The following is a 14,087-nucleotide window of genomic DNA, read 5'->3' as shown; positions in this document are numbered from 1 at the left end:
CTCAGCGAGCGACCATCGGCCTCAGGCCGCCGGTTCCGTATCCTTGCTTCACCTCGACGGAGGCGGCGGCATGAGCCTCGACCGGTCCGTCATCGGCGTACGCTCCGAGCCCACGTCGCGGTCGTGGACCAGCGCCGACACGCTGCTCTACGCCCTCGGCGTGGGTGCCGGTCACGACGACCCGCTCAGCGATCTGCGCTACACCACCGAGCACGGCGACGACACCTGCCAGGAGCAGAAGGTGCTGCCGACCTTCGGGGTGATGGCCACCTGGGGCACCCGGCGCGGCGGCAGGCCGATGGGCGACTTCGACCCGGCGATGCTGGTCCACGCCGAGCAGGAGGTCGTGCTGCACCGACCGCTGAGACCGGACGGCACCGTCTCGGTCACCTCACAGGTCACCGGCATGTACGACAAGGGCAAGGGAGCCTTGGTCACCAGCGAGTCCGAGGCGGTCGACCCGGGCACGGGCGAGGCCGTCGTGACCACCCGCAGCTCGGTGTTCATCCGAGGCGAAGGAGGCTTCGGCGGCGACCCCGGGCCACGCAGCGTCTCCCCCATCCCCGAGCGTGATCCCGACGAGCTGGTGAGCATGCCGACCTGGCCCGGCCAGGCGCTTCTCTACCGCCTCAGCGGCGATCGCAACCCGTTGCACTCGGACCCTCGCTTCTCGGCCAGAGGCGGCTTCGAGCGACCGATCCTGCACGGCCTGTGCACCTACGGTGTCACCGGCCGGGCACTGGTCACCGCCATCGCCGGAGGCGACGGCGACGCGATGTCATCGATGTCCGGGCGGTTCTCCTCACCGGTCCTGCCCGGCGAGGTGCTCCAGGTCGCGATGTGGCACGTCGACGAGGGCACGACCGCCTTCCAGACTCGGAAGGAGGACGGCACCGTGGTGCTCGACCGCGGACTGGCCACGTGGCGCTGAGACTCCGGCTGCCGCGGCGGCGGGCGCGCCCTAGACCGCCTTCTGGGGCGCGTCCGCGGGGATGTCTGCGACGAAGAGCCGTTGGGCCAGCGCGATCGCGTGCTTCGCCACCGCCCGCGCCTGGCGCTTGGTCTCGCACGCGGCCGTCATCCGCGCCGCCTCACCGATGAGCGCGGTCAGGATGGCACCGAGCAGCTGGTCCTCGTCGGTGCCACCGAGCCCGAGGACCTGGAGGTTGCGCCGGATCCACTCGATGTTGCGCCGGCGGCGCATCACCTCGAACCCTGGCGGGCCGTCGCCGGCGTAGAAGACCGGCAGCAGCTCACGGTCTTCCCAGACCGCGTCGAGGTAGGCCAGAGCACCCGCCTCGAACTGGTCCAGGGGCGCCTCGACCCCGCGCTTGCGCGCCTTCGCGACGCTGGCGGCGGCAGCAGCGGCCAGCCGGCCGACGTACTCCTCCCACAGGGCGAGGTAGAGCTGCTCCTTGCCACCGAAGTGGTGATAGACGCTCCCGACGCTGGACTCGGCGCGGGCGACGACGTCGGACACGCTCGCCACCGTGTAGCCCTTCTCGGCGAAGACCTCGCTCGATGCGTCCAGGAGCTGCCTGCGCGTCTCCTCGGTCTTGGCCCAGCGGCGCCCTGCGGAACGCTGCGGATCGACCTCTAGCGACATCGTTGACTCCTCGTCGTCTTGCCCCGGATCTTCTCACAATATGCGCATTTGCTCTTGACGACGAACCGTGACTGCGTGACTCTACTCATAGTTCCATTCTAGAAATTCATTCTAGAAACTCACTCTACAGAAGGAGCGGGCAATGATCGACTTCGCGCTGGGGGAAGAGCATCGAGCGGTCAAGGAGGCGGTGCGCCAGTTCGTCACCAAGGAGGTGATGCCACTGGAGGACCAGGTCCTCCTCAACGAGCGCAACGGCCGGCCCGCGCTCGAGCCCGGACAGCTCAAGGACCTCCAGGCCAAGGCCCGCAGGTACGGCTACTGGGGCATCAACACCCCGGAGGAGTACGGCGGCATGGCCGCGGGCGCCCTGATGTCGGCGATCATCGCCGGCGAGACCGGACGCACCTATGTGCCGTTCGGCTTCGGTGGCGGCGCGGACAACATCCTCTACGGGGCCAACGAGGAGCAGAAGAAAGAATATCTCATACCCACCATCGAGGGTGAGCGCCGCAGCTGCTTCGCCATCACCGAGCCCGGGGCCGGCTCCGACGCCCGCAACATCAAGACCCGCGCCGTCCGCGACGGCGACGACTGGGTGATCAACGGCGAGAAGATCTTCATCACCAACGGCAACGAGGCCGACTTCGTGATGGTCTTCGCGGTCACCGACCCCGCGAAGGGAGCCGACGGCGGCGTCACCTGCTTCCTCGTCGACCGGGCCATGGGCTGGGACTCCAACCCCATCCCCACCATGGGCGAGTGGGGCCCGGCAGCGCTCAGCTTCCAGGACGTACGCGTGCCGCACCGCAACATCCTCGGCGAGGAGGGCAAGGGCTTCGAGCTGGCCATGTCATGGATCGGCAACGGCCGCTTCATGATCCCGGCGCGCGCCATCGGCGCCGCGGAGCGGATGCTCGAGATGGCGATCGAGCACGCCAACAACCGGCACTCGATGGGCCAGCCGATCGCCAACTACCAGTTCATCCAGGGCCACATCGCCGACAGCGCCGTGGAGCTGGAGGCCGCCCGCTGGCTGACCCTCCACGCCGCCTGGCAGGTCGAGAACAAGATGGACGCGCGCCACACCTCGTCGATCGCCAAGCTGTACGGCACCAACATGGCCAACCGCGTCGTCGACCGTGTCCTGCAGATCCACGGCGGGATGGGCTACACCAAGGAGCTCCCGCTCGAGCGCTGGTATCGCGAGCTGCGGCTGCTGCGCATCTTCGAGGGCACCGACGAGATCCAGCGACGCACGATCGCCCGAAACCTCCTCAAGGGCCACGTCAAGGTGGGAGCGTCGGTGGCATGAGCGAGCGCGAGCGAGCGAACATCAGGGATCTCATGGCGCCGCGTCCGTATCCTGGCGCCTGCGCTACGGAGGTGGCGCCATGACGACTCTCGACGCCGACCGGCTGCAGGAGTTCTTCCGCCCGAAGTCGGTCGCCCTCGTCGGGGCGACCGACAAGTCGGGCTGGTCGACGAGCACCTACAACAATCTTCTCCAGCACGGCTTCGCCGGTGACGTTCACCTGGTGAACCCCAAGACGTCGGTCGTCCACGGCGTCGAGACCCACCGCAGCCTCTCCGACATCCCGGGGCCGGTCGACCTGGCGTACGTGATGACGCCGATCGAGGTCGTGCCACGGGTCCTCGAGGAGGGCGCGGCCCGCGGCGTACGCAACTACGTCATCCTCACCGCCGGGTACGGCGAGGTCGGCGGCGAGGGCCTGGTTCGCGAGCAGGAGATCTCCGATATCGCCCGCCGGCACGACCTGACGGTGCTGGGCCCCAACGGCAACGGGTTCATCAACGCGGCCGACTCGGTCACGCCGTACGGGCTGCCGATCCCGCCGCCGCTCATCGGCGGTTCGGTCGGCGTGGTGCTGCAGAGCGGTGCGCTGGCCAGCAACGTGCTCGCCTTCGCCCAGGCCCGCAACATCGGCATCTCGCTGCTCGTCTCGATGGGCAACGAGACCGCGATGGCGGTGACCGACGTGATGAACGCGCTGGTCGACTCCCCCACGACCAAGGTGATCGCGCTCTTCCTGGAGAGCATCCGGCACCCGGAGGAGTTCGCCGAGATCGCCAGGCGCGCGCTGGCGGCGGGCAAGCCGATCGTGGCCCTCAAGATCGGCCGCAGTGTCAAGGCCTCGCGCACGGCGCAGGCACACACCGGAGCCCTGGTCGGCGACGACAAGACGGTCGACGCCGCCTTCCGCCAGCTCGGCGTGATCCGGGTCGGGTCGCTGGAGGACCTGATGGTCACCGCCGGCATGCTCGCCGAGACCGGTCCGCTGCCCGGCAACCGGATCGGCGTCGTCACCCCCTCGGGCGGCGCCTCCGAGATCATCTCCGACCGCGCCGAGGACGAGGGTCTCGAGCTGCCGGAGTTCTCCGAGGCGACCACGGCCGCGCTCCGCGAGGTGCTCCCGCCGTTCGCCACACCCAACAACCCGCTCGACGTCACCGGCTACGTGCTCCTCGATCGCCAGCTGATGTCCAAGTCGCTCGAGGTCGTCGCCGCCGACCCGGGGGTGGACGCGATCATGCTGCTGCAGGACATGCCGCGCGTGACCCCCGACTTCGACCTGGCGGTGGAGAACTACCGGCACACCGGCGAGGTCGTACGCTCCTCGGCGAAGCCGGTGGTGATCGTCGGCAACGTGCTGGTCGACGTCAACGAGACCGGCCGCGCGCTGCGCGAGGCCACGAGCTATCCGCAGATCGCCGGCGGCATCGAGCACGGGATGACGGCGCTGGGTCATGCGGTCCGGTGGTCGCAGACCTACCGGCGCCATCTGGCCGGTCCCGACGCACCGGTCTCGGTGGAGCTGACGCTGCCCGACGGGCTGCCGCCGCGCACCGGGAGCTGGACCGAACGGCACGCCGCCGCGTTCCTGAGCGCCAACGGCATCCCGATGGTGCCCTCCCGGGTCGCCACCTCCCCCGACGAGGCTGCCCGGCTCGCCGAGGAGGTCGGCTTCCCCGTGGTGCTAAAGGCTGCGGCCGACGACCTGGAGCACAAGAGCGACCTCGGCGGTGTGGAGCTCGGCCTCGGCGACGCCGAGTCGGTCCGCAGCGCCGCACAGCGCATCGCCGACGCCCTCGCGAAGGCGGGCCACGACGGCAGCACCACGGTCGTGCAGCCGATGCGGTCGGGCGGCACGGAGCTGCTCGTCGGCGTCGTCCGCGACCCGTCGTGGGGGCTGACGCTGGCGGTGGCCACGGGTGGGGTCTGGGTCGAGATCCTCGGCGACTCCCAGCTGCGTCTGCTCCCGGTCTCGGACGCCGAGGCACGGCGAGCGGTCGAGTCGCTGCGCAGCATCGAGATCCTGCGGGGCGCCCGCGGTCAGGCTCCGGCCGACGTGGATGCTCTGGCCGCCGTGGTCGCCAGGGTGGGCGCCGTCGCCGTCGCGCTCGGCGACGAGCTCGAGTCGCTCGAGGTCAACCCGCTGCTGGTCTCCGGCGACCGGATCGAGGCGCTCGACGCACTCATCACCTGGCGCAGCTGACCCGGCGGCCCGCGCAGGGCTCAGGACGCCGCGTGGTGCAGCAGCAGCTCGGCTGTTGCGACTGCCCGCTCGACGTCTTGGGCCCGGATCGCGTCGAAGAGCGCGTGGTGGTCCTCGGTGAGGTGGTCGTGCCCGGCGTCGGGGAAGCTCAACGCAGACCTCAGCTCGGTCTGGAACCCGTCGTAGAGCTGGGACATCAGCGGGTTGCCGGCAGCAGCGACCACGCTGGAGTGGAACTCGGCGTCGGCATCGACGAAGCCGGCCTCGTCGGCGGCGGCCACCGCCTCGGCCCGACGACGCAGCGAGGCGGTCAGGCGGTCGAGGTCGGCCGGAGTGCGGCGGGCCGCCGCGAGCCCGGCGGCGCGCACCTCGAACGCCATCCGGACCTCGAAGACGTGACGCTGCTCGACCAGGCCGAGCTGGCGCTCGACCAGAGCCGCCACCTCGCTCGGTGCGGCCACGTAGGTGCCGTCACCTCGGCGTACGACCAGCACGCCGGCGTGGGCGAGGGCGCGGACGGCCTCGCGGACCGTGTTGCGACTGACGCCGAGCTGCTCGGCCAACGTCGGCTCCGGCGGGATCTTGTGCCCGACCGGCCACTCGCCGGACTCGAGCATGCCGCGAAGCCCGGCGATCGCCTGTTCCACCAGCGACGCCGGCGCAACGGACTGCAGGGGCATGGCCGTCCTTTCATCCAATCATCCTATGTCTGCAATACTAGCGTGGTGCCCGCCGACGTCCAGACCGACCCGCAGAACCCGACCTCACGACTGGGCGCGCGCCTCCCCCGACCCGCGCTGATGCTGGCAGCCGTGCTGCTGGTGGCTTTCAACCTGCGGGTGGCGGTCACCAGCCTGGGCACCTTGTTCGAGCTCGCCGGCCTCCACCCGGCCACTCAGGCCGTGCTGACCTCGCTCCCGGTGATCTGCTTCGCCGTGGTCGGCGGGCTCGGGAAGACGCTGATCAGCCGGGTCGGCCTCTATCACTGCCAGACCATCGCCGTCGGCATGCTGACCGCCGGCCTCGTGGTCCGCGTGCTCGACGGGCCGGCGATCCTGATCCTGGGCACCGTGCTGGCCTGCTCCGGGATCGCGCTGAGCAACGTGCTCCTCCCCTCGCTGGTGAAGGCCCACTTCCCCTCGCGGGTCGGCACCGTCACCGGCGCGTACAGCGCCATCCTCTCGGCCGGGGCCGCGATCGGGGCGATGACCACCGTCCCCATCGCCGAGACGAGCGGCAGCTGGCGCGCCGGCCTGCTCGTGTGGGCGTCCACGGCGGCGCTCGCGCTGGTCGTCTGGCTGACGGCCAGCCGTGGGATGCGCCGCACGATCGACAGCGGCAGCCATCGCTCCCTGCTGCGGAGCCCGCTCGCCTGGGCGGTGACCGTGGTCTTCGCCCTCCAGTCGGCCTCGGCGTACGTCACGATGAGCTGGCTGCCCAGCATCTATGCGGCCGCGGGGCTGAGCCCGCAGCAGGCCGGGTTCCTGCTCGCCGCCTCGATCCTGGTCGGCGTCCCGGTCTACTTCGCGGCTCCCGTCATCGCGATGCGGATGAGGTCTCAGGGGCTGCTGATCGCCTTCTTCAGCCTGTGCCTGGTCTGCGGCTATCTCGGCCTCTGCCTCGCTCCCGCGGCCGGCGGTCTGGCCTGGGCGGTGCTGATCGGGGTGGGCGGCAGCGTCTTCCCGGTCACCCTCTCGCTGTTCGCTCTGCGCACCTCGAACGCCGCCGACACCGCCTCGCTGTCCGCGATGGGTCAGGGCTTCGGCTACCTGATCGCCGCGCCGATGCCGTTCGCGGTCGGGCTGCTGCAGGAGTGGACCGGCTCGTGGGCGCTCCCCTGCCTGGTCATGGCCACCCTCTGCCTGATCCAGACGATCGTCGGCTTCAGCGCCGGCCGGCAGCGCGTCATCGCGCCGGCTCGCTGACAGCGCGTGCGCGCTCCGCTAGATTCCGTGCCTCAGACCACCGACCTCGAAGGACCCCTGATGAGCACACCCTCTCCACTGGCGCGCACGGCACAGACCCTGGCGCTCACCTTCATGTCCGTGGTGGTGGGTCTGGGCGTCGTCATTGCGCTCACCGTGCCCGAGGCCGACCTGAGCCTGCCGCCGGCGTACGTGATCGGCGGGCAGCTGGTGGCCGGGGTGGCCGTCGCCCTGCTGTGCACCTCGATCGGCTTCCGGGCCGCGCCGATCACGCCCGGCACCCCGTCCGAGAAGGCAACGGTCGAGGGGCTGCAGAAGCACCAGACGTCGATGTTCCTGCGGCTGGCGCTCAGCGAGGTGGTGGCCCTCGTCTCCCTCGCGCTGGCGTTCGCCCTCAGCGAGGGGCAGCTGATGACCTACGTGATCGGCGGCGCCGTCTCGCTGGCCCTGATGGGCTTCTTCGCCTACCCCTCGGCCCGCAACGTACGCCGCATCGAGGCCGCGCTCGACAGCTCCGGCGCCCGGTCGGGGCTCTCGGCTGCCTTCGGTCTCGGCAACGGACCGGCGGGCACACACCAGACTCTCTAGTGGTGCCCGCCGGCCGCTGGGTCGTGCTCGAGCTGCTCAGACGTCGAGGTCGACACCCTCGGCGGCGAGCGCCTCGCGGTAGGCGGTGACGTTGCGCATCTTCACGTTCTCGTAGCCCCGGACCATGTCCGGGAGCTCCGCGAGGCGGACCGCGCGGGCGTACGTCTCCTCGGTGAGGTCCGCGGCCAGGCCGGTGACCAGCGCCGAGTAGTGCGCTGCGAGGGCGCGCTCGGTGCGGCGTACGTGCGCGTGGCCGAAGGGGTCGAGCAACGTGCCGCGAAGGAACTTCAGCGTCGCCAGGAGGCGGAGGATGAAGTGGGATCGCGGGCCGAAGGTCATCTTGCCGCCCTTCAGGATCGCCCCGAAGATCGGCGGGGAGAGCTTGAAGCTGATCTTGCCCTGCACCTCGGAGCGGACACCGTCGAGCGCTGCCGGCGCGGTGAGCAGCCGGGCGACCTCGTACTCGTCCTTGTAGGCGGTGAGCTTGAACAGGTAGCGGGCGACGGCCTCGGAGAAGCGGGTCTCGTCGGTGACGGCACGCTCGGCGCTCCAGATCCGGTCGACGAGCTCGACGTAGGTGCGCGCGGTGCGCTGGTTCTGGAAGCCGACGAGCTTCGGGGCGCGCACCTCGGCGAGGCGACGCACCTCGCCGTCGAACCGGGCCTGGTCGAGGGCCGGAACTGCGATCTCCTCGACCGGCGCGGTGGCCGTGCCGGTGACCTTGGCGAACTCCTCCGGCGCTGCGACCGAGGCACGGCCCCAGCGGAACGCGGCGACGTTTGCCTTGACCGCGACACCGTTGATGCCGATGGCCTCCTCGACCGCCTCGGCGGGGATCGGGAGCGCCCCGGCCTGGTAGGCGGCGCCGACCAGCAGGAAGTTGGCCGCCGCCGTGTTGCCGAAGAGGGTCTCGGCCGCGGAGAGGGCGTCGAAGGCACGCAGCGAGGCCGAGGATCCGTTGACGCGGGCGAGCAGCTCGTCGTCGGCCGGGTAGGCGACATCCTTGTCGTAGACCATCGGGCCGGTCGGCGTCTTGCTGGTGGAGACCACCGCGCGGGTGTGCGACGGGTCGCCGTAGGCGAGGTTCTTGCCCTCGGCCAGGGTGAGCAGGTCGAAGCCGAGCAGGGCGTCGGCCGAGCCCGGGGTGACCCGGTTGGACGGCTCGATCGCGCCCGGACCGAACCGCAGGTGAGCGGTCACCGGGCCGGCCTTCTGGCTCATCCCGACCTGGTCGAGCGACTCCACGCCGAACCCGGCACGCAGCGCCGCAGTGGCGAGCACCTGGTTGACGGTGACGATGCCGGTGCCGCCGATGCCGGCCATGAAGACACCGAAGGTGCGGTCGAGCTCGGCGTAGCCGGGGTCGGCCACCTCGGGCGGGGCCGGGGTCTCCTTCTTGGCGGTCTTCACCGTCGGGTCGGTCTCCACGGCCATGAACGAGGGGCACTCGCCCTCGACACAGGTGTAGTCGGTGTTGCACGAGGTCTGGTCGATGCGGGTCTTGCGGCCCAGCTCGGTCTCGACCGGCTGCACGGAGAGGCAGTTGGACTTCACGCCGCAGTCGCCGCAGCCCTCGCAGACGGCCTCGTTGATCACGATGCGGGTGTTGCGGGCCTCGATCGTGCCCCGCTTGCGCTGGCGACGGGCGTCGGCAGCGCAGTGCTGGTCGTAGATGAGCACGGTGACGCCGGGGATCTCGCGCAGCTCGCGTTGGGCCTCGTCGAGGCGATCGCGGTGCCAGAGACGTACGCCGGCGGCGAAGTGGCTGCGACGGTAGCGCTTCGGCTCGTCGGCGACCACGATGATCGCCTTGACGCCCTCGTTCATCAGCTTGTGGGTCAGCTGCGCCATCTGCACCTCACCCTGGCGCTTCTGCGCACCGGTCATCGCGACGACGTCGTTGTGCAGCAGCTTGTAGGTGATGTTGACGCCGGAGGCGACACAGGCCTGGATGGCCAGCTGGGCGGAGTGGAAGAAGGTGCCGTCGCCGACGTTCTGGAACATGTGCTCGGCATGGCTGTAGGGCGCCTGCCCGATCCACTGCGAACCCTCACCACCCATCTGGGTGATGCCGACGACGGCGCTGTCGTCGCGCTGGGAGGCCGTGACCAGGGTGTGGCAGCCGATACCGCCACCACCCAGGCTCCCCTCCGGGAGCGCGGTCGAGCGGTTATGGGGGCAGCCGCTGCAGAAGTAGGGCGTGCGCGAGGTCGAGAGCAGCGGGAGGTCGATCCGCGACGGGCCGGCGGACTTCAGCTCGACGCGGCCCTTCAGCGCACGGCGCAGCGGCGCGAGCAGCCGGCCGGCGGTCAGCTCACCGTCGAGCGGCACCAGCGGCACGCCGGCGCGGTCCTTCTTGCCCAGGATCATCGGAGCGTCGGGGCGGCCGTAGAGGATCTCCCGGACGCCCTGCTCGATGAAGGAGGTCTTGTCTTCCACCACCACGATCTCCTCGAGGCCCTCGGCGAAGGTCTCGACGATGGTCGGCTCGACCGGCCACATCATCCCGAGCCGCAGCACCCGGATGCCGGCTGCCATCAGGTCGTCGTGGTCGAGGCCGAGATCCTTGAGGCCCTGGCGCATCGAGTCGTAGCACGAGCCCGAGGCGACGATGCCGACCTTGGCGTTGGGCGCCTTGACCTCGATGCGGTTGAGCTTGTTCTCCGCCGCGTAGGACTTCACCGAGGCCATCCGGGGGCCGTAGAGCTTCGCCTCGGCACCGACGATGCGGTCGGGGAAGAGCTCGATCTTCGTCGGCTCGTAGGTGTAGGGCACGCCGTCCCACTCGATCTGCGGCGCGACCGGGTCGAGCACACCGATCTCCGGGTTGACCACCCAGGCGCCGTCGGCGACGTCGGCGACGATCTTGAGCGCGACCACGCAGCCGGTGGCACGGGAGAGGGCGATGCCCTCCATCCCGTACTCGACGATCTCGGAGGCGTTGCGCGGGAACAGCACGGGGATGCCGAGCGAGGACAGGGTGCGCTCGCTGACCGCGGGCACGGTGGACGACTTCGCGGCCGGGTCGTCGCCGACCAGCATCAGCATGCCGCCCTTGGGGTGGGCTCCGTACATGTTGGCGTGGCGCATCGCGTCGAGCGCGCGGTCGACGCCGGGGCCCTTGCCGTACCAGACGCCGGTGACGCCGTCGAAGCGCTCGGTGTCGAGGGTGACCGAGGACTGGCTGCCCCAGACCGCGGTGGCCGCGAGCTCCTCGTTGAGGCCGGGGACGACGGTGATGTCGTTGTCGGCCATCTCCTTCGGGAGCCCCAGCAGGAGCTGGTCGAGGCCGCCCAGCGGGCTGCCCGGGTAGCCGGAGATGAACGTGCCGGTGCGCAAGCCTCGGCGGCGATCCAGCTCGCGCTGCTCGACGAGCATCCGCGCGATCGCCTGGATCCCGGTGAGCAGGACCGGTCCGGCGCCGACGCGGTAACGGTCGGCCAGGTCATAGGCCTCGAAGGCAGTTCCGGGCTCGAAGACGGCGGTCATCGGACGACCTCCAGGGGCATGACAACAGGCATGGGTGACTCCTTCATCTGCCGGACCTTGCTGGTGGTGGGGTCCGGAAGGTTTGCCGGGACCGCCCGGGTGAGGGCGACCCTGAGGAACCACTCGTGGGGTGCACGGGTGGCATGGGTCACATCATGCTGGACGTGACCCATGCCACGCCAATCACCGCAGGGCTACCAGGCGAGGCTCAGATACTGCGTCTCGAGATACTCCTCGAGTCCTGCGCGCGCACCCTCGCGCCCGATGCCGCTCTGCTTCACGCCACCGAACGGCGCGGACGGGTCCGAGACCAGACCACGGTTGATCCCGACCATGCCGGCATCGATCCGCTCGGCCAGCCGCAGCGCCTCCCCCAGCTCCCCGAAGACGTACGCCGCCAGCCCGAGCTCGGTGTCGTTGACCGAGCCCACGAGCTCGTCGGTGTGCTCCCAGACCACGATCGGAGCCACCGGGCCGAAGATCTCCTCGCGGAGCAACGGCGACCCGGGAGCGACCCCGGTGAGGACGGTCGGCGGGTAGAAGTAGCCCTCCGAGGCGGGAGCCTCGGCACGGTGGGCGATCTCGGCTCCCGCCGCCACCGCGTCCTCGACGAGGCCGGACACCGTGGCGTGGGCCTTCGCGGAGATGAGCGGGCCGATGTCGCTGCCCGTCTCGGCCGGACCGACCCGGAGCGCCTCCACCGCGGCACCGAGGCGGGCGGTGAACTCCGCCGCCACGTCGGCGTGGACGTAGAACCGGTTGGCCGCGGTGCAGGCCTGTCCCCCGTTGCGAAACTTCGCCACCATCGCGCCCTCCACCGCCGCGGCAACGTCGGCCGACGAGGTCACCACGAACGGCGCGTTGCCACCGAGCTCCATCGAGGTGTTGACGATCCGGTCGGCGGCCTGCCGCAGCAGCACCCGGCCGACGCCGGTGGAGCCGGTGAAAGAGATCTTGCGCACCCGGTCGTCGGCGAGCCAGGCGCCGACGATGCCGGGCGCGTCCAGGCCGGTCACCACGTTGACCACACCGTCGGGGACGCCCGCCTCGCTGATCAGCCGGGCCAGCGCGAGCGCAGTCAGGGGCGTCTCCGCGGCCGGCTTGAGCACGACCGTGCACCCCGCGGCGAGGGCCGGAGCGATCTTGCGGGTGGCCATCGCGGCCGGGAAGTTCCACGGCGTGACGAGCGCGGCCACGCCCACCGGCCTGTGGGTGACGATGGTGCGGGTGCCGCCTGCCGGTGACGGTCCGAAGTCGCCGTGGGGCCGCACGGCCTCCTCGGCATACCAGCGGAAGAACTCCGCCGCGTAGGTGACCTCGCCACGCGCATCGGCGAGCGACTTGCCGTTCTCGCGCGCGATCAGGCCGGCGAGCTCGTCGGCGTCGCGGAGCATCAGGTCGCGCACCCGCACGAGCAGGTCGGCGCGCGCCCGTGGCGGCAGGGCCGACCACTGCGCGAGCGCCCCCGCGGCTGCGTCGACCGCGGCGATCGCGTGCTGCGCGGTGCCGTCGGCGACCTCGGCGACGACCTCGCGGGTCGCGGGGTTCTCGACGGCGAAGGTCTGCCCGGTCACGACGGACCCGGTCATGACACCTGCTCCAGCCCGGCCGCGACGATGTCGAGGGCCTCGTCGAGCAGCTCGTCGGAGATGCTCAGCGGAGGCAGGAACCGGATGACGTTGCCCCAGGTGCCGCAGGTCAGGGCGATGACTCCCTGGCTGTGGGCATGGGCCGCGACGGCCTTGGCGAGCGCACCGTCGGGGTTGCCGGTCGCCGGGTCGACGAACTCGGCGGCGATCATCGCGCCCCGGCCGCGTACGTCGCCGATGCGCGAGTCACGCTGCCGCAGGTCTCCGAGACGGCCCAGCAGGCGAGCCTCGATCTCGCGTGCCCGGGCGAGCAGGCCCTCGGTCTCGAGGATCTCGATCACCGCCAGCGCGGCGGCGCAGGCGAGCGGGTTGCCGCCGTAGGTGCCGCCCAGCCCGCCGGGATGCACGGCGTCCATCACCTCTGCGCGACCGGTGACCGCGGCGAGCGGCAGGCCGCCGGCGATGCCCTTCGCGCTGACCACGATGTCGGGCACGACGTCGTCGTGCTCGACGGCGAACCAGGTGCCGGTGCGGCCGAAGCCCGACTGCACCTCGTCGGCGACGAAGAGCACGTCGTTGGCGCGGCACCACTCCGCCAGCGCGGCGAGGAACCCGGGCGCCGGCACGATGAACCCGCCCTCGCCCTGCACCGGCTCGATCACGATCGCGGCGAGGTTGTCGGCTCCGACCTGGGTCTCGATCTGGCCGATCGCCCGGGCCGCGGCCAGCTTGCCGTCGACCTCGGCGGCGTCGCGGAAGGGGTAGGACATCGGCGCCCGGTAGACCTCGCCCGCGAACGGTCCGAAGCCGTGCTTGTAGGGCATGTTCTTCGCCGTCATCGCCATGGTCAGGTTGGTGCGCCCGTGGTAGGCGTGGTCGAAGACCACGACGGCGTCCTTGCCGGTGGACGAGCGGGCGATCTTGACGGCGTTCTCGACCGCCTCGGAGCCGGAGTTGAACAGGGCGGTGCGCTTCTCGTGGTCACCGGGGGTGAGCCGGGCGAGCTGCTCGGCGACCGCGACGTAGCCCTCGTAGGGGGTCACCATGAAGCAGGTGTGGGTGAAGGCCGCGACCTGGTCGGTGACCGCGTCGACGACCCGGCCGGCGCTGGACCCGACGGTGGTCACCGCGATCCCCGAGCCGAGGTCGATGAAGCGGTTGCCGTCGACGTCCTCGACGATGCCACCGGCGGCGCGGACGGCGAAGACGGGCATGGTGGCGGCGACGCCCTGGCTCACGGCCGCGGTCTTGCGACGCATGAGCTCCTGCGAGCGGGGGCCGGGAAGCGGCGTACGCAGGAGTCGGGTCTGTTCGAGGCTGGCAGTCATGGCTTCATCGTGAGCGTCGACAGCACTTGTCGTCCAAGACCTAT

10 protein-coding genes are annotated in these 14,087 nt (G+C 70.8%); 5 read left to right on the top strand and 5 right to left on the bottom strand.

Translation table 11 applies throughout. The features are described from left to right. The first annotated feature begins 70 nt into the window (after window positions 1-70). Window positions 71-931 (top strand): MaoC/PaaZ C-terminal domain-containing protein, encoded by an 861-nt coding sequence (locus FB381_RS09285; RefSeq protein ID WP_141780022.1) that lies wholly within the window; start codon window positions 71-73, stop codon window positions 929-931. A 30-nt stretch (window positions 932-961) separates the two neighbouring features. Here the strand turns inward: FB381_RS09285 and FB381_RS09280 are convergent, their stop codons facing one another. After that, window positions 962-1,606: a TetR/AcrR family transcriptional regulator gene (locus tag FB381_RS09280; RefSeq protein ID WP_141780021.1), complete on the bottom strand. Its 645-nt coding sequence runs from the start codon at window positions 1,604-1,606 to the stop codon at window positions 962-964. A 142-nt stretch (window positions 1,607-1,748) separates the two neighbouring features. Between FB381_RS09280 and FB381_RS09275 the strand changes: the two genes are divergently transcribed. Together FB381_RS09275 and FB381_RS09270 are read left to right on the top strand one after the other, a co-directional pair. Continuing rightward, on the top strand, window positions 1,749-2,921 hold the full coding sequence (locus FB381_RS09275) for an acyl-CoA dehydrogenase family protein (RefSeq protein WP_141780020.1): 1,173 nt from the start codon (window positions 1,749-1,751) through the stop codon (window positions 2,919-2,921). A 79-nt stretch (window positions 2,922-3,000) separates the two neighbouring features. Further along, window positions 3,001-5,124 carry an acetate--CoA ligase family protein gene (locus FB381_RS09270; RefSeq protein WP_141780019.1) on the top strand — a complete coding sequence of 708 codons (2,124 nt, stop codon included), beginning with the start codon at window positions 3,001-3,003 and terminating at the stop codon, window positions 5,122-5,124. A 20-nt stretch (window positions 5,125-5,144) separates the two neighbouring features. Here FB381_RS09270 and FB381_RS09265 read toward each other — a convergent pair whose 3' ends face one another. Then, on the bottom strand, window positions 5,145-5,804 hold the full coding sequence (locus FB381_RS09265) for a FadR/GntR family transcriptional regulator (protein ID WP_141780018.1): 660 nt from the start codon (window positions 5,802-5,804) through the stop codon (window positions 5,145-5,147). Between the two features lie 45 nt (window positions 5,805-5,849). Here FB381_RS09265 and FB381_RS09260 point away from each other — a divergent pair, with 45 nt between their 5' ends. Both FB381_RS09260 and FB381_RS09255 read left to right on the top strand, forming a co-directional pair. Beyond that, window positions 5,850-7,049 (top strand): MFS transporter, encoded by a 1,200-nt coding sequence (locus tag FB381_RS09260; RefSeq protein ID WP_141780017.1) that lies wholly within the window; start codon window positions 5,850-5,852, stop codon window positions 7,047-7,049. 60 nt (window positions 7,050-7,109) lie between these two features. Beyond that, complete coding sequence (locus tag FB381_RS09255; protein ID WP_141780016.1) at window positions 7,110-7,637, top strand: hypothetical protein; 528 nt, start codon at window positions 7,110-7,112, stop codon at window positions 7,635-7,637. 36 nt (window positions 7,638-7,673) lie between these two features. Here FB381_RS09255 and FB381_RS09250 read toward each other — a convergent pair whose 3' ends face one another. The 3 genes from FB381_RS09250 to gabT form a co-directional block, all read right to left on the bottom strand. Further along, entirely contained in the window at window positions 7,674-11,126 is a 3,453-nt protein-coding gene (locus FB381_RS09250; protein WP_141780015.1) for an indolepyruvate ferredoxin oxidoreductase family protein, read from the bottom strand. A 194-nt stretch (window positions 11,127-11,320) separates the two neighbouring features. After that, a complete protein-coding gene (locus tag FB381_RS09245) occupies window positions 11,321-12,715 on the bottom strand; it encodes an NAD-dependent succinate-semialdehyde dehydrogenase (protein WP_141780014.1) in 1,395 nt (464 codons plus the stop codon). Continuing rightward, on the bottom strand, window positions 12,712-14,043 hold the full coding sequence (gene gabT, locus FB381_RS09240; protein WP_141780013.1) for a 4-aminobutyrate--2-oxoglutarate transaminase: 1,332 nt from the start codon (window positions 14,041-14,043) through the stop codon (window positions 12,712-12,714). The genes FB381_RS09245 and gabT overlap by 4 nt, the downstream gene beginning before the upstream one ends. Window positions 14,044-14,087 lie beyond the last annotated feature (44 nt).

This window comes from Nocardioides albertanoniae, assembly GCF_006716315.1.
Taxonomy (GTDB): domain Bacteria; phylum Actinomycetota; class Actinomycetes; order Propionibacteriales; family Nocardioidaceae; genus Nocardioides; species Nocardioides albertanoniae.
Note: the sequence above shows the minus strand (reverse complement) of the source record. Positions and strands in the feature narration are given on the sequence as shown.